This is a genomic window from Pseudoxanthomonas sangjuensis (genome assembly GCF_010211755.1).
GTDB classification, from domain to species: Bacteria; Pseudomonadota; Gammaproteobacteria; order Xanthomonadales; family Xanthomonadaceae; genus Pseudoxanthomonas_A; species Pseudoxanthomonas_A sangjuensis.
In genome coordinates, this window is record NZ_PDWR01000026.1 from 12,593 (window position 1) to 27,476 (window position 14,884).

Annotated in this window: 10 protein-coding genes; 5 read left to right on the forward strand and 5 right to left on the reverse strand. The window is 70.6% G+C overall.

The annotated features are described in order from the left end of the window. Positions 1–14 precede the first annotated feature (14 nt). Together CSC71_RS12795 and CSC71_RS12800 are read left to right on the forward strand one after the other, a co-directional pair. Complete coding sequence (locus CSC71_RS12795) at positions 15–1,100, forward strand: efflux RND transporter periplasmic adaptor subunit (protein ID WP_246192211.1); 1,086 nt, start codon at positions 15–17, stop codon at positions 1,098–1,100. A 1-nt stretch (position 1,101) separates the two neighbouring features. Then, on the forward strand, positions 1,102–4,347 hold the full coding sequence (locus CSC71_RS12800; protein ID WP_162374766.1) for an efflux RND transporter permease subunit: 3,246 nt from the start codon (positions 1,102–1,104) through the stop codon (positions 4,345–4,347). A gap of 22 nt (positions 4,348–4,369) precedes the next feature. On the opposite strand, the gene murD is transcribed toward CSC71_RS12800, so the two are convergent. From murD to CSC71_RS12815, 3 genes are read right to left on the reverse strand one after another with little or no spacing between them, the layout of a single operon-like run. Next, on the reverse strand, positions 4,370–5,773 hold the full coding sequence (gene murD / locus CSC71_RS12805; protein WP_162374767.1) for a UDP-N-acetylmuramoyl-L-alanine--D-glutamate ligase: 1,404 nt from the start codon (positions 5,771–5,773) through the stop codon (positions 4,370–4,372). After that, the gene (gene murL, locus CSC71_RS12810) at positions 5,754–7,118 is read right to left on the reverse strand and encodes a UDP-N-acetyl-alpha-D-muramoyl-L-alanyl-L-glutamate epimerase (protein WP_162374768.1); all 1,365 of its coding nucleotides are present in this window, start codon (positions 7,116–7,118) and stop codon (positions 5,754–5,756) included. The genes murD and murL overlap by 20 nt, the downstream gene beginning before the upstream one ends. Continuing rightward, entirely contained in the window at positions 7,111–9,717 is a 2,607-nt protein-coding gene (locus tag CSC71_RS12815; protein WP_162374769.1) for a bifunctional aspartate kinase/diaminopimelate decarboxylase, read from the reverse strand. Before CSC71_RS12815 ends, murL begins: the two co-directional genes overlap by 8 nt. 77 nt (positions 9,718–9,794) lie before the next feature. Here CSC71_RS12815 and CSC71_RS12820 point away from each other — a divergent pair, with 77 nt between their 5' ends. The 3 genes from CSC71_RS12820 (at position 9,795) to CSC71_RS12830 (ending at position 11,938) form a co-directional block, all read left to right on the forward strand. Continuing rightward, positions 9,795–10,664: a PhzF family phenazine biosynthesis protein gene (locus tag CSC71_RS12820; protein WP_162374770.1), complete on the forward strand. Its 870-nt coding sequence runs from the start codon at positions 9,795–9,797 to the stop codon at positions 10,662–10,664. Between the two features lie 23 nt (positions 10,665–10,687). Further along, the gene (locus CSC71_RS12825; RefSeq protein ID WP_162374771.1) at positions 10,688–10,957 is read left to right on the forward strand and encodes a hypothetical protein; all 270 of its coding nucleotides are present in this window, start codon (positions 10,688–10,690) and stop codon (positions 10,955–10,957) included. Between the two features lie 87 nt (positions 10,958–11,044). Then, the gene (locus CSC71_RS12830; RefSeq protein ID WP_162374772.1) at positions 11,045–11,938 is read left to right on the forward strand and encodes a PhzF family phenazine biosynthesis protein; all 894 of its coding nucleotides are present in this window, start codon (positions 11,045–11,047) and stop codon (positions 11,936–11,938) included. Positions 11,939–11,977: 39 nt separating this feature from the next. On the opposite strand, the gene CSC71_RS12835 is transcribed toward CSC71_RS12830, so the two are convergent. Further along, a complete protein-coding gene (locus tag CSC71_RS12835; protein ID WP_211368024.1) occupies positions 11,978–14,212 on the reverse strand; it encodes a beta-glucosidase in 2,235 nt (744 codons plus the stop codon). Positions 14,213–14,359: 147 nt separating this feature from the next. After that, positions 14,360–14,671 carry a hypothetical protein gene (locus tag CSC71_RS12840; protein ID WP_162374773.1) on the reverse strand — a complete coding sequence of 104 codons (312 nt, stop codon included), beginning with the start codon at positions 14,669–14,671 and terminating at the stop codon, positions 14,360–14,362. Between the last annotated feature and the right edge of the window lie 213 nt (positions 14,672–14,884).

Genomic DNA, 14,884 nt, shown 5'->3' on the forward strand with positions numbered 1-14,884 from the left:
AAGTGAGGCTTGAAGTGGCGATCAACCGAGGCCGGGCGCTGCCGCTGCTGCTGGGCCTGGCGCTTGCCGCCTGCAGCAGCGACGACACCGTGCAGGCGCCGGCCGCCGCGCGGGGGTTGGAGACGCTGACCGTGCAGGCGGCGGATGCCGCCGACGGCCGCGCCTGGGACGGCGTGGTCGAAGCGGTGCGCCAGGCCACGCTGTCGGCGCAGACCAGCGGCCGGGTGGTCGAGGTGAACCACGACGTCGGCGACCGCGTCGCCGCCGGCGCGGTGCTGTTGCGGATCAGCGCGGTCGAACAGCAGGCCGGCGTCGACAGCGCGCTGGCGCAACTGCGTTCCGCCGAGGCGGCGGCGGCCGAAGCGGAAGCGACCTGGCGGCGTTACGCCGCGCTGGCCCGGAACCAGTACGTGTCGAAGCTGCAACTCGACCAGGCCAGGGCCACGCGCGATGCCGCCGCGGCCGCGCGCGATGCGGCGCGCGCGGGGGTCGCCCAGGCCCGCCAGGGCGCGGGCTACACGGTCGTGCGCGCGCCCTTCGCCGGCGTGGTCGCGTCGCGCGACGTGGAACCCGGCGAGAGCGTCGTGTTCGGCGGCAACCTGATCGCCGGACAGACGCTGATGACGGTGTTCTCCCCCGACGCGCTGCGGATCGAGGTCAGCGTGCCGCAGGCGGACGCGGAAAGGATCCGCGCGCTGCCCGGGGCGAAGATCGCGTTCGACGACGGGCGCCGCATCGACGCCGCGCAGGTGACGGTGTTCCCCAGCGCCGACGCGGCGACGCACAGCGTGAAGGTCCGCGTCGCCCTGCCCGCGCTGGACCCGGTGCCGCTGCCCGGCAGCACCGCCCGGGTTTCGTTCCCGGCGGTGCGCGGCGCCGCGTATCCGCGGATACCCGCATCGGCCGTGGTCCGCCGCGGTGAAGTCAGCGCCGTGTACGTCATCGCCGCCGGCCGGCCGAGCCTGCGCCAGCTGCGCCTGGGCGGGCAGTCCGGCGACACGGTCGAAGTGATCGCCGGGCTCCAAGCCGGGGAAACCATCGCCGCCGATCCGGTCGCCGCGCTGCAGGCGCTGGTCGCGGCGCGCAAGACCGGGGACTGACATGGCGCGACCCGAGCCGGCGCCGCGCCTCGGCATTTCCGGGCGCATCGCACGCACCTTCCAGGACAACCCGCTGACGCCGATCCTGGCGCTGCTGGGCCTGCTGCTGGGCCTGGTCGCGGTGCTGGTCACGCCGCGCGAGGAAGAACCGCAGATCGACGTGACCATGGCCAACGTGATCGTGCCGTTCCCCGGCGCGGATGCGCGCCAGGTCGAGCAGCTGGTCAGCTTCCCGCTGGAACAGAAGCTGTCCGAGATCGAGCAGGTCAAGCACACCTATTCGGCCAGCCGCCCCGGCATGGCGGTGCTGACGGTCGAATTCGAGGTCGGCGTCGAGCGCCAGCCGGCGCTGGTGCGGCTGTACGACAAGGTGTTCTCGAACCAGGACTGGATGCCGCGGAACCTCGGCGTCGGCCAGCCGATCGTCAAGCCGAAGGGCATCGACGACGTGCCGGTGATGGCGCTGACCCTGTGGACCGACGACCCGCAACGCGGCGCGGTCGAACTGGCCGAAGTCGCGCACACGCTGGAGAACGAACTCAAGCGCATCCCCGGCACCCGCGACGTGTACACCATCGGCGCGCCGGAACGCGCGCTGATGGTCGCGCTGGATCCGGCGCGCCTCGCCAGCCACGGGCTGGCGGCAAGCGATCTCGCCGCTGCATTGCAGTCGGCGAACCTGGCGCGGCAGGCCGGCCAGCGCGTCGGCGCCGACGGCGTATCGCAGGTCGCATCGGGGCAATTCCTCGCCGACCGCGACGACGTCGCCAACCTCGTGCTCGGCCTGGACGGCGGCCGGCCGGTGCGATTGTCGGACGTCGCCGCGGTCGGCGACGCGGCGGACGCGCCGGTTTCCTACGTCTGGCACGGCACGCCGCCCGCGCGCGCCGGCGGCCCGGCCGGCGGCGTCGCCCCGGCGGTGACCCTGGCCATCGCCAAGAAGCCCGGCAGCAATGCCTCGGACATCGCCCAGGCGGTGCTGCAGCGGATCGAAGCGCTGCGCGGACAGGTCGTTCCCGAAGGCGTCGAAATCGAAGTCACCCGCGACTACGGCCGGACCGCCGGCGACAAGGCGCAGACGCTGATCAAGAAGCTGGTGTTCGCCACCGGTTCGGTGGTGCTGCTGGTGCTGTTCGCGCTGGGCCGGCGCGAGGCCGTCGTGATCGGTTCGGCGGTGGTGCTGACCCTGGCGATCACCCTGTTCGCGTCGATGGCGATGGGCTTCACCCTCAACCGCGTCTCGCTGTTCGCGCTGATCTTCTCGATCGGCATCCTGGTCGACGACGCGATCGTGGTGGTCGAGAACATCCACCGGCACATGGCGCAGGGCGGCAAGCCGCTGCGCGAGGCGATCCCGCCGGCGGTCGACGAAGTCGGCGGCCCGACCATCCTCGCCACCTTCACCGTGATCGCGGCGCTGATGCCGATGGCCTTCGTCAGCGGCCTGATGGGCCCGTACATGCGGCCGATCCCGATCAACGCCTCGGTCGGCATGCTGCTGTCGCTGATGGTCGCGCTGGTCGTCACCCCGTGGCTGTCGCTGAAGCTGCTGTCGCGGCACGCGCCCGCGCACGCGGCGCACGAAGGACACGCGCCGGGCACGATGGCGGCGCGCCTGCACCGCCTGTTCGAGCGACTGATGCGGCCGTTCCTGTCCGGGAAATCCGGGCCGAAGCGGCGGCGCGCGCTGTTCGCCGGCATGGCCGCGCTGGTCGTGCTGGCCGCGAGCCTGGCGGTGTTCCGGCTGGTGGTGCTGAAGATGCTGCCGTTCGACAACAAGTCGGAACTGCAGGTGGTCGTCGACCTGCCCGAAGGCCGCACGCTGGAAGACACCAACGCGCTGCTGATGGAGCTGGCCGCGGTGCTCGACAGCGTGCCGGAAGTGCGCGACTACCAAGGCTACGCCGGCACTGCCGCGCCGATCAATTTCAACGGCCTGGTGCGGCAGTACTACCTGCGCGAAGGCGCCAACGTCGGCGACCTGCAGGTCAACCTGGTCGATCGGCACGAACGCGACCGCAAGAGCCACGAGATCGCGGTCGCGTTGCGTCCGAAGCTCGCCGCGGTCGGTCGCTGGCATGGCGCCTCGGTGAAGGTGGTCGAAGTGCCGCCGGGGCCGCCGGTGCTGTCGCCGATCGTCGCCGAGGTCTACGGCCCCGACTACGCGCGCAGCCGCGAGGTCGGCCGCGCACTGGAACGGCGTTTCCTCGCCACCGAGGGCATCGTCGACGTGGACAGCAGCGTCGAGGCCGACGCGGCGCGCGAGGTGCTGGCGATCGACCGCGTGCGCGCGGCGCGGCTGGGCGTGCCGCAGGCGGCGATAGCGGAAACCATCGCCGCCGGCCTGCAGGGCATGGATGCGACCTACCTGGTCGACGGCGGTTCGAAGTACCCGCGCCCGATCCGCCTGCGCCTGCCGCCCGCCGACCAGGCGGCGCTGGAACGCCTGTTGTCGCTGCGCGTGCGCGGCGGCAACGGCCAGCTGGTGCCGCTGTCGGAACTGGTGCAGGTACGCGAAACCGGCTGGGACGGCGCGATCCAGCACAAGGACCTGCTGCCGGTGGTGTACGTGATGGGCGACGAGAGCGGCAGCGCCGACAGTCCGCTGTACGGCATGTTCGACATCGTCGGCCAGGTTGCGGACAACCTGGTCGGCGGCCAGCGGCTCGCGCAGTTCTTCGTCCGCCAGCCGCCGGACACCGCCGGCTTCGCGATCAAGTGGGACGGCGAGTGGCAGATCACCTACGAGACCTTCCGCGACATGGGCATCGCCTACGCCGCGGGCATGGTGCTGATCTACCTGCTGGTGGTCGCCTACTTCCGCAACTACGTGGTGCCGCTGGTGATCATGGCGCCGATCCCGCTGACCGTGATCGGGGTGATGCCCGGCCACGCGCTGCTCGGCGCGCAGTTCACCGCGACCTCGATGATCGGCATGATCGCGCTGGCCGGCATCATCGTGCGCAACTCGATCCTGCTGGTCGACTTCATCAACCACCTGCTCGAGCGCGGGCACTCGCCGGAACGGGCGGTGATCGACGCCTGCGCGGTGCGTGCGCAGCCGATCGCGCTGACCGCGCTGGCGGCGATGGGCGGCGCGTTCTTCATCCTCGACGACCCGATCTTCAACGGCCTGGCGATCTCGCTGGTGTTCGGCATCCTGGTCAGCACCGCGCTGACCCTGGTCGTGATCCCGCTGCTGTACTACGCGTTGCTCGAAAGGAAGCGGGCGCGCGCGGCGGCCTGACCCGCCGGCCGGCTACCGCGGCTCAGGCCACGCCGAGCCCGGGGATGCTGCTGATCGCGTCCGGGTCGAAGCCGCCGAGTTCGGCGAAGTGGCGGCCGCGCGCGACGTAATCCTTGTAGGCGCCGAAACTGGGCGCGCCGGGCGAGAGCAGGACCACGCCGCCGCCGGGCAGCAGCGCCTTCGCCTGCGCCACCGCATCGGCAAGGTCGCGGGCGGCGGCGAGCCGGAATCCGCCCTGCGCGGCCGGCGGCGCGAGCAGTTCGTGGATGCGCGGCCCGTTCGCGCCCATCGTGACGATGGCCCGCGGCGGGTTCTTCGCGACCGCTTCGGCGAAGTCCTCCCACGGCAGGCCGCGGTCGTGGCCGCCGACCAGCACCGCGACCGGCCGGCCGCGGAACACCTCGAGCGCGGCCAGCGTCGCGTGCGGCGTGGTGCTGATCGAATCGTTGACGAAGACGAAGCCGTCGCGCTCGCCGAGCGACTGCAGGCGATGCGGCAACGGCCTGAAGCCGGGCGCGGCCTTCGCCAGCGGCATGGCATCGATGCCCAGCGCCTCGATCGCCGCCAGCGCGGCGCACAGGTTGCCGCGGTTGTGCCGGCCCGGCAGCGGCACGGACGCGGTGTCGAGGACGAAGGCGTCGCCGCGATACAGGGCGTCCCCGCGCAGGTGCCAGCCATCCTCGCGGTTGAACCAGCGCACTTCGCTGTGCGGGAGTTCGAGCGCGGACAGGAACGGATCCTGCGCATTGAGCACGGCGATGCGCGGCTTGCCCTCGACCACGAGGGCGAGCTTGTCCTCGACGTAGCGCTGGTGGCCGCCATGCCAGTCGAGGTGCTCGGGGAAGATGTTCAGCACCACCGCGACTTCCGGCCGCGCGCCGCTGTGGGCCACGTCGCGGGTCTGGTAGCTCGACAGCTCGATCGCCCAGAATTCCGGCGCCGGCCGCGGATCGAGCACTTCGAGCAAGGGCAGGCCGATGTTGCCGGCGAGGCCGGTGCGCCGCCCGCCGGCGCGCAACAGGTGTGCGAGCAACGCGGTCGTGGTGCTCTTGCCCTTGGTGCCGGTGACGCAGGCCGCGTTGGCGACGCAGCCGTCGGCGCCGGCGCGTTCGGCGAACCACAGCGCGGTGCCGCCGATGAAGCGCGTGCCGTTGGCCGCGGCGACCATCGCTTCCGGCCTGTACGGGCTGATGCCGGGCGACTTGACCACCACGTCGAACGCGGAAAGCCGCGGGCCGGTCGCTTCGGTCTCGATGCGGAGGTTGGCGTCGCCGAGCGAGCCGGCGTCGCCGGCCTCGTCCGCCGCGCAGAACAGCGTCAGCTTCTTCGCCGCGTCGCGCGCGCGCAGCGCGCGATACGCCGCCCTGCCCTCGCGACCCCAGCCCCACAGGGCGACCTGCAGCGGATCAAGCTGCGAAAGCTTCACGCAGCTTCTCCCACAGCGCGGCGGGAATGCGGTGCTCGTCGTCGATGCTCAGCAGCGGCTCGATCCTCAGTTCGCCGGCGACCAGTTGCGGGCGGATCTCGCGGTTGAAGCGCGCCACCAGCGCGTCCTCCTTCCACTCCGGGCGTTCGCCCAGCGCGGCCATGGCCGCGCGCGACTCCTTGCCCTCGCCGACGCACTCGAACGGCTTGTGGTCCTGGTATTCCAGCAGCGCGTCGTAGCCGGCGGTCTGCGCCGGGTCGTCGAGCAGGTTGCGGCCGAAGATGCCGACCAGCCGGGTCTTCGGCATGAACGGCGCCAGCGCCAGGAACACGAAATGGCACTTCGGGCACATCCCGCACCAGCGGTTGACCGGGCGCTCGCCGAGGATGTGGAAGTTGCGGTTGCAGCTGGAAAAATGCCGGTCGTAGTGCGCGTTCCTGGCGAACTGCCGCGCCACCGCCAGTTCCGAGAACGGGCGCAGCAGCGAGTAGTAATGCAGGTCGCCGGCGATGTGCTTCTGCACGTAGTCGCCGAGCGCCGATTCGAACGCCCAGCCCTTCGACCACTGGTGGTTGACCTCGCCGGTGCCGGGGATCAGCGAGCCGTAGCTGGCCGAGCGCTCGTTCGAGAACACGACTTGGTCGGCGCCGGCCAGCAACGCGGCGAGGACCATGATCGCGGAGTTCACCGCGGTGACCGGGATGTGGCCGTTGTACGCGCCCTGCCGGTTCAGCTCGAACAGCTCCGGCGCCAGCGCGCGGCCGATGTTCAGCGTCGGCAGGCCGGTGCGCGCGGCGCAGGCGGCGATCAGCTGCGAGCCGCCGATCCACGTCACCGTCTGCGCGACGCCGGCCGAACGCAGCGCCTCGATGCTGACCAGCGAATCCTTGCCGCCGCCGATGGCGACGAGGGCGTGTTCGCGCAGGCCGAGCGGCGGCGCCGGCGCGGCGGCGGGCGAATCCGCGTGCGGGAACCTGATCCTGCCGTGCAGGTTCAGCCCGTTGCGGTACGCGAACTCGCCGAGGCCGTTGACGTAGACGGTTTCGAGGAACGCCGCGGTCTCCGCGTCGATGCCGTACGACTCGACGCGGATCTCCGCCGGCACCGCCGCCTTGTAGTAGCTGACGCCGGCGACCAGGTGCAGCAGGCGCAACGCCGCCTCGACCGCCTTCGACTTCGTGTCGTCCAGCGCGAACGGCGCGCCCGGATAGGTGACCGTCTCGGTCATCTCCGGGCCGTCGTCGAAGGCGTAGACCAGCTTCGCCGCGCCGGTTTGCGCGTCGAAGGAGCAACGCACGAAGCGGAACGACTTCACCTCGTCGCGTTTGAACGGAACCTCAGACATCCAGAATCTCCTCGACCGGCAGCTCGCGCAGGTTGTAGCGGCTGGCCATGGTGTAACCGTAGGCGCCGGCGTCGGCGATCAGCATCACGTCGCCGGGCGCGGTCGTGGCCGGCAGCTTCACCCGCTGCGCGAACACGTCGCTGGATTCGCAGATCGGCCCGACCACGCCGAAATCGAGGTCGCGCGGTTCGTCCAGCCGCGACAGGTTGGCGATGTCGTGCCAGGCGTCGTACAGCGCCGGCCGGATCAGCGCGTTCATGCCCGCGTCCAGGCCGACCCGGCGGATGCCGTCCTTCTCGATCACCTGGGTCGCGTGCGCCAGCAGCACGCCCGACTCGGCGACGAGGAAACGGCCCGGTTCGATGGCGATGCGGAACGCGGGATGCATCCGCTTCATCTCGGCCAGGCCCGCGGCATAGCCGTCCAGGTCGAACGGTTCGTCGTCCTCGCTGTACGGAATCGGCAGGCCGCCGCCGATGTCGATGGTTTCGACGCTGCCGATGCGGCGTGCGAAGCCGGCCAGTTCGTCGAACATCATCCGCCAGTGTTCGCGGTTGTCGATGCCGCTGCCCATGTGCGCGTGCAGCCCGGTCACGGTCAGCCCCAGCGCGCGCGCGGCGTCGATGAACTCGTCCACGCGCTGCACCGACAGGCCGAACTTGGAGTGCTTGCCGCCGGTGTTGACCTTGGCGTGGTGGCCGCCGCCGTGGCCCAGGTCGATGCGCAGCCAGGCCTTGCGCCCGCGGAACGTCTCCGGCCAGCGCTGCAGGATCTCGACGCTGTCGATGGTGACGTTGACGCCCAGTTCGAACGCCTGCACGTACTCGTCCGCCGGCGCGAAACTGGGCGTGAACAGCACGCGCTTCGGGTCGAGCCCCGGCACGCTGGCCAGCACGTGGCGGATCTCGCCCAGCGACACGCATTCCAGGCCGAAGCCCTCTTCGGCCAGCGCGCGCAGGATCGCCGGGTGCGAGTTGGCCTTGATCGCGTAGTAGCGATGGTCGATGGCGGCGATCGCCTTCAGCTGCCGCGCGCGTGCGCGCACGGTCGCCAGGTCGTAGGCGTAGGCCGGGGTCGACGCCGCCGCCAGCCCGAGCAGCCGCGCGCGCTTGCCGGCATCGTGCCACCACGGCGTCGGCCGCGGCCGGAACTGGCCGTTGAGCTCGCGCCAGCGCACGCCGAACACGCCTTCCTCGTACACCGGCATCGCGCCGCTGTCGATCAGCGCCTCGTGCAGCACCGGCAGCAGGCCGTCGGCGTCGGCCTCGTCGATGACGAAGGTCAGGTTCAGGTCGTTCGACGACTGCGAGATCATGTGCACGCGTTCCTGCCCGAACGTGGCCCACACGTCGGACAGCTTGTGCAGCAGCGAGCGCATGCCGCGGCCGACCAGGGTGATCGCGGTGCACGGCACGATCACCTTCACCCGGCACAGCTTCGACAGGTCTTCCGACAGCCGCGCCAGCGCGTCGGTGTTGATCAGGTTCTCCGACGGGTCCAGCGACACGGTCACGTTGGTCTCGGCGGTGCCGATCAGGTCGACCGACAGGCCGTGCCGCTTGAACACCGCGAACACGTCGGCGACGAAGCCGACCTGCTGCCACATCGCGATGCCTTCCATCGACACCAGCACGATGCCGTTGCGGCGGCTGATCGCCTTGACCCCCGGCACCGGCGCGGCGCTGCCGTCGATGCTGGTGCCCGGCAGCTCCGGGCGCTCGGTGTCGAGGATCGCCATCGGCACGCCGGCGTCGCGGCACGGCTTGATCGAGCGCGGGTGCAGCACCTTGGCGCCGGTGGTGGCGATTTCCTGCGCCTCGTAATAGTCGAGGCGGGTGAGCAGGCGCGCGTCCGGCACTTCCCTCGGGTTGGCGCTGAACATGCCGGGCACGTCGGTCCAGATCTCCACGCGCTGCGCGCCGAGCAGCGCGCCGAAGTACGCCGCCGAGGTATCCGAACCGCCGCGGCCAAGGATCGCGGTGCCGCCGTCCTGGTGCCGCGCGATGAAGCCCTGCGAGATCAGCATGCGCGCCGGCTGCGCGGCGAATTTCGCGCGCCATTCGGCGTTCGGGGTGGTGTCGCAGTTGACCGACAGGCGCTTGGACCATTCGCTCTGGTTGGGCAGCGGCGGCACCGCGTGCAGCCAGTCGCGCGCGTCGGTCCAGCCGAAGTCCAGGCCCTGCGACTTGAGGTACGCCGCGCCCAGCGTCGACGAAAGCAGTTCGCCCTGCGCCAGCACCTCGGCCTGCCAGTCGAGCGAACGCGACGCCGCGCGCGGATCGGCGAGCAGGCCGCGCAACACGGCCAGGCGTTCGCCGAGCACCGCATCCGGGTCGAGGTCGAGTCCGGCGGCGAAATCGCGGTGCCGCTGCACCAGCGCCTCGACCCGCTGCGCGCTGTCGGCGGCGCCGTCGGCGATCGCGGTCAGCTCGTTGGTCACCCCGGACAGCGCCGACACCACCACCAGTACGCGCGCATCGTTGTCCTCCGCGCGTTTTTTCGCGAGCCGGCCTATCGTGTCCCAACGGTGGCGACGCGACACCGAAGTGCCGCCGAACTTGAGGACGATCCAGCGATCGACTTGCGCGGAAGAAGGCATTTTTTGGCGGTTATGATGTGGAGGAACGCGCCCGGCCAGCGGGCGGAACCTGCGATTCTAAAGGAACCCCGGCCCCGATGACCGCCCGCCGCTACCTGCAACTCGACGTTTTCGCCGACCGTCCCGGCGCCGGCAATCCGCTCGGCGCGATCCTGGATGCCGCCGGCATGGACGCCGCGTCGATGCAGGCGCTGGCCGCGTGGCTGAACCTTTCCGAGACCATTTTCTTCCTGCCGCCGGACCAGGGCGCCGGCGCTGCCGGCAACGCGTACCGCGTGCGCATCTTCACTCCGCGCATGGAGCTGCCGTTCGCAGGCCACCCCAGCGTCGGCGCAGCGTGGGCGGCGGTCGAAACCGGCCTGGCCCGCCCGCGCGACGGGAAGCTGGTGCAGCAATGCGCCGCCGGGCTGCTGCCGGTGGCGGTGGACGGAAGCGGCGCCGCGCGCACGCTCGCGGTGCGCAGCCCGCGCGCGCAGCTGCGCGAAATCGAAACGCCGCCGCTGCCGGACGGCCTGGCGAAGATCGCCGCGCCCGGCCGCGCGCCCGCGTTGTGGAACAACGGCCCCGACTGGTGGCTGCTGGAAGTCGCCGACGAGGCCACGCTGCGCGCGCTGCGATCCGACTTCGCCGCGCTGGCCGCGCAGCTGCCCGGCGGCAAGCTGGCGGTTTTCGCGCCCGCCGGCGGCGGCGATTGCCAGCTGGCGGTGCGCGCGTTCGCGCCCGGCGTCGGCATCGTCGAAGACCCGGTCACCGGCAGCGCCAACGCGCTGATCGCCGCGCACCTGCACCGGCAGGGCCGCCTGCCCGGCCGCGACGGCCGCTACGTCGCCAGCCAGGGCCGCGAGCTGGGCCGCGACGGCCGGGTCGAGGTGCGCGTCGACGATGAGGGTGAAGTGTGGATCGGCGGCCGCGTGCAACCGGTGATCGAAGGCAGGATCGACTGGTAATCCGACTCAAAGAAGGACCCCGAATGACCGTGACTCAAGAACAGGTACTCGCGTTTGCCCTCTACGAGATTCGCCTCTTGCTGGCTAATCATCTGGGCAGCGACAGCGCGCCTGATCCAACCGTTCGAGCCGCCGCACACCTAGCGTATGCCCTGCACAACCAGGCTCACGCCATTCTTCAGGGCCACTCTTTTGACCCACGACAGGGTGTTGCGGCTCTAGTTGGGGTAGATCGATTGCTAGCAACCAACTTTCAAGCCAGGCTGGCCGAGGCAGTCAGCCATGACATGTAACACCACTCAATCGTTCGTCATTTCGCCGTAGGCGACAGCAAAAGCTGCCGGCGGCTTGACCTTGACCTATAACAACCTCAAACCACCATGCCCAGCCGCCGCTTCCTGCAACTCGACGTGTTCTCCCCCTACCCCGGCGCCGGCAATCCGTTGGCGGTGGTGCTGGATTCCGACGGGCTCGACGACAAGGACATGCAGGCCATCGCGCGCTGGACCGGCCTGCCGGAGACGACTTTCGTGTTCCCCGCCGCCACGGAGGACGCCGACTACCGCCTGCGCATGTTCAGCCCGCAGGCCGAAGTGCCGTTCGCCGGGCATCCGAGCGTCGGCACCGCGCATGCGATCCTCGAAGCCGGCATCGCCGCGCCGCACGACGGCGCGCTGGTGCAGGAAGGCATCGCCGGCCTGCTGCCGTTGCGCATCGACGTTGCCGATGGCGTGCGCAGCATCGCGATCCGCAGCCCGCGCGCGAAGGTCGCGGAAGTCGTCGCCCGCGACGACGCACGGTTGGCCGAAGCGGTCCGCGGCTGGAACCCCGGCGCATTGCCGCCGGTGCTGATGGACGGCGGTCGCCGCTGGTGGCTGGTCGAAGTCGAAGGCGAAACCGCCTTGCGCGGCATCCGGCCGGACTGGGGCGCGATCGCGAAGCTGGCCGAAGCGAGCGGCAGCATGGGCGTGTTCGCGTACGCGCGCGCCGACACCGGGCAAGGCTTCGACCTGGCGGTGCGCGCCTTCGTCGGCAACGGCCGGCGCTTCGAGGACGCGGCTTCCGGCGCGGCGAATGCGGTGCTGGCCGCATGGCTGGACGAGCGTGGCGCGTTGCCGCGCGCCGGCGAACCCGATGGAAGCCGGCGCTGCACCGTCAGCCAGGGCCGCGAGGTCGGCTTCGACGCGCAACTGACCCTGCTGGTCGACGCGGCCGGTGAAGTCTGGTCCGGCGGCCAGGTGCGCACGCTGATCCGCGGCGAACTCGACTGGTGACGCGGGCGGGTCCGGCCCGCCCTGCGTCCGCTTCCCGCTTTACTTGCCGAACAGCCGCCCGGTCAGCGTTGCGGCATCGCTCAACTGCAGGTCGCCGGCGGATTTGCCCAGCGCCAGCCGGTAGCTTCCGCCGGCGATGCGCCATTGGTTCGCCTCGGCGTCGAATTTTGCCAGCAACCGCGGGTCGGCCGTGAGCGTGACCTTGCGCGATTCGCCCGGCTTCAGCTCGACGCGCTCGAATCCGAGCAGGCGCATACGCTTGCCGTCCGGCGCGCCGACCAGGTACTGCTGCGGCACGTCGGCGCCGGCGCGCTTGCCGGTGTTGGTGACCGTGAACGTCGCGGTGACCGTGTTGCCGCCTTCGACCTTCAGGCCCCTGTAGGCGAAGCTGGTGTAACCGAGACCATGGCCGAACGGGTACATCGGCTTCAGGTCCTTCTGCGCGTACCAGCGATAGCCGACCTCGGCGCCTTCGTCGTAGCGGATCGTCGTCGGCGTACCCCATGGCGTGCCGAGTCCCGCCAGTTCCGGGCGCGGCGTCTGTTCGAGGCTTTCCGGGAAGGTGATCGGCAGGCGACCCGACGGATTCACCTTGCCGGCGAGGATCTCGGCGATCGCCCGGGCGCCGGCCTGGCCGGGATACCAGGCCTGCAGGATCGCCTTGACCTTGTTCCGCCACGGCATCGACGCCGGGTTGCCGGTTTCGAGCACGACGATCGTGTTGGGATTGGCGCCGGCCACCGCGTCGATCACCGCGTCCTGGCCCCACGGCAGCGACAGGTCGACGTTGTCGAAGCCCTCGCCTTCGACGCGGATGCCGAACGCGACGACGATGTCCGCGCGCCTGGCCGTCAACGCGGCCTCGGCCGGCGTGTAGCCGGGATCGAAATCGATCGTCGCATCCGGGAACGCCTTCTCCAGTTCCGCCAGCGGCGACGGCGCGAACAGGTGCATGTTGCGACCAGCGCCCATGATGCCCGCCCCGCCGATCTTGACCACGCCGGCGTAGCCGCCCACCGGTTTCACCGCGCCCGATCCGGTGCCGGCGATGATTCCTTCCTGCGCATGGCCGCCGATCACCGCGATCTTCAGCTTCCTGCCCGCCGCCAACGGCAGCACGCCATCGTTCTTGAGCAGCACGATGCCCTGCCGCGCCATGTCGAGCGCGATCGCGTTGTGCTTCGCCAGGTCGACCTCCGGCGCGGCGCCCCATTTGTCGATGCCGACCGAATAGGCCGCGTAGAGCATGCGCCGCACCATGTCCGAAAGCCTTTCCTTCGGGAACCCGCCGTCGGCATACGCCTTGCGCAGCTTGTCGGTGAACGCCTCCGCGCCCCATTGCTGCACGTCCAGCTGGATGCCCGACTCCTGGTCCAGCCCCTTCAGCGCGTAGTCCCACGCGGGCGTCGCGCCCCAGTCGGACATCACGTAGCCCTTGTAGCCCCACGTGTCCTTCAGCAACTTGTTGAGCAGCAGGTCGTTGCCGCAGGCGTAATCGCCGTTGATCTTGTTGTAGCCGCACATGATCGAACCGGGCTGCGACTTCTCGATCGCGATCTGGAACGCCAGCAGGTCGGATTCGCGGTGCCCCGCCGGATCGACGATGGCGTCGAGCCAGTGGCGGTTGGTCTCGTTGGCGTTGAGGGTGTAGTGCTTCAGCGTGGAGATGACGCCCTCGCCCTGGATGCCGCCGACGGCGGCCGAGGCCATGACGGCGCTGACCCATGGATCTTCGGAGTAGTACTCGTAGTTGCGGCCGTTGCGCACCTCGCGCTGCAGGTTGATGCCGCCGGCCAACTGGATGTTGAAGCCGCGCGAGCGCGCTTCGCGGCCGATCGCCGCGCCGCCCAGCCGCGAGAGTTCGGGGTTGAAGGTCGATCCGGCGAGGATCAGCGCGGGGAATGCCGTGGCGCCCTTGTCGTCCGGCCGGTAGCCGGGGTTGGTGACGCCCATGCTGGCGTCGCTGCTCTGGAACGCGGGAATGCCCAGGCGCGGGATGCCGGGCGTGTAGCCGGCACTCATGTTGTCCACTTCTGCCGGGATGCGCGGATCGCGCGGCACGCCGATGGAAGGCACCTCGCCGATCAGGCTGACGAGCATCGAGAAGCGCTCGTCGTCGGTCATCTGCCGCTCGGTCTCGGCCGCCTTCGCCTGCGCGGCGTCGGGCGCGAGCTGCGCCATCGCCACGGCGGGCGCCAGCGCCGCCGCGACCAGCGCGCCGAGCCGCGCGCGCGCAAGCGCGCGCCGCGGGATCCTGTCGAATGCCTTGGCCATTTTTTCTCCCTCCGAGACTACGGTTCGCATGGGCGGCGGCGCATGCTTCGCCGCTTCTTCGGTAACGCGGGCCCACCCCCGGCCCGAGCGTACAAACCGTATCGGCAACGGCCGACGCATCGAGGACGCGGCTTCCCTCGCGGCGGCTCAGCTGCCCCAGTCGGTGAAGACGCCCACGGCCAGTTCGGCCCACACCCACAGGAAGCCCAGCACGATCGCGATGGCGGCGACGATCCGCGCCCCGCGCGTGGCCAGCAGCCGCATCGCCAGTTCGAACAGGCTGCAGACGATGAGCAGCAGCAGGCCGAAGACGACGAAGTCGGACAAGGTCCATTGCACCTCGCCGGTGAACTGCATCGCCACGAACGGCAACGACAGCAGCGCCGCCGCGCCGCCCCATACCGCCAACCGCCACCGGTTCCCGCGCCGTGCGCCGGCGCCTTCGATGTTTCCCGCCATTGTCCTGTCTCCGTGCATGAGTGAGGCTTCGACCTGGCCCCGGCAACCGGCACACGGCACACGGCACACGGCAAGTCTGCCGCACCCGTTCGCGAGGCAGTCCAAGCTTCCGCCGCGCGGGTGAACGTACCAAGGGCCCGGCGTGAAGCGGGAATGAAGTCGGCGGCGCATCGAAGCCCGCCGCGGCCCCGGTCTTTCCGGGCGCCCGGCAAG

Excerpts from the sequence above, each read along its gene's own strand:
- CSC71_RS12820 (WP_162374770.1), top strand. The coding sequence starts at position 9,795 with ATGACCGCCCGCCGCTACCTGCAACTCGACGTTTTCGCCGACCGTCCC.
- CSC71_RS12825 (WP_162374771.1), top strand. The coding sequence starts at position 10,688 with ATGACCGTGACTCAAGAACAGGTACTCGCGTTTGCCCTCTACGAGATT.
- CSC71_RS12800 (WP_162374766.1), top strand. The coding sequence starts at position 1,102 with ATGGCGCGACCCGAGCCGGCGCCGCGCCTCGGCATTTCCGGGCGCATC.
- CSC71_RS12835 (WP_211368024.1), bottom strand. The coding sequence starts at position 14,212 with ATGGCCAAGGCATTCGACAGGATCCCGCGGCGCGCGCTTGCGCGCGCG.
- CSC71_RS12815 (WP_162374769.1), bottom strand. The coding sequence starts at position 9,717 with ATGCCTTCTTCCGCGCAAGTCGATCGCTGGATCGTCCTCAAGTTCGGC.
- CSC71_RS12840 (WP_162374773.1), bottom strand. The coding sequence starts at position 14,671 with ATGGCGGGAAACATCGAAGGCGCCGGCGCACGGCGCGGGAACCGGTGG.
- murL (WP_162374768.1), bottom strand. The coding sequence starts at position 7,118 with ATGTCTGAGGTTCCGTTCAAACGCGACGAGGTGAAGTCGTTCCGCTTC.
- CSC71_RS12830 (WP_162374772.1), top strand. The coding sequence starts at position 11,045 with ATGCCCAGCCGCCGCTTCCTGCAACTCGACGTGTTCTCCCCCTACCCC.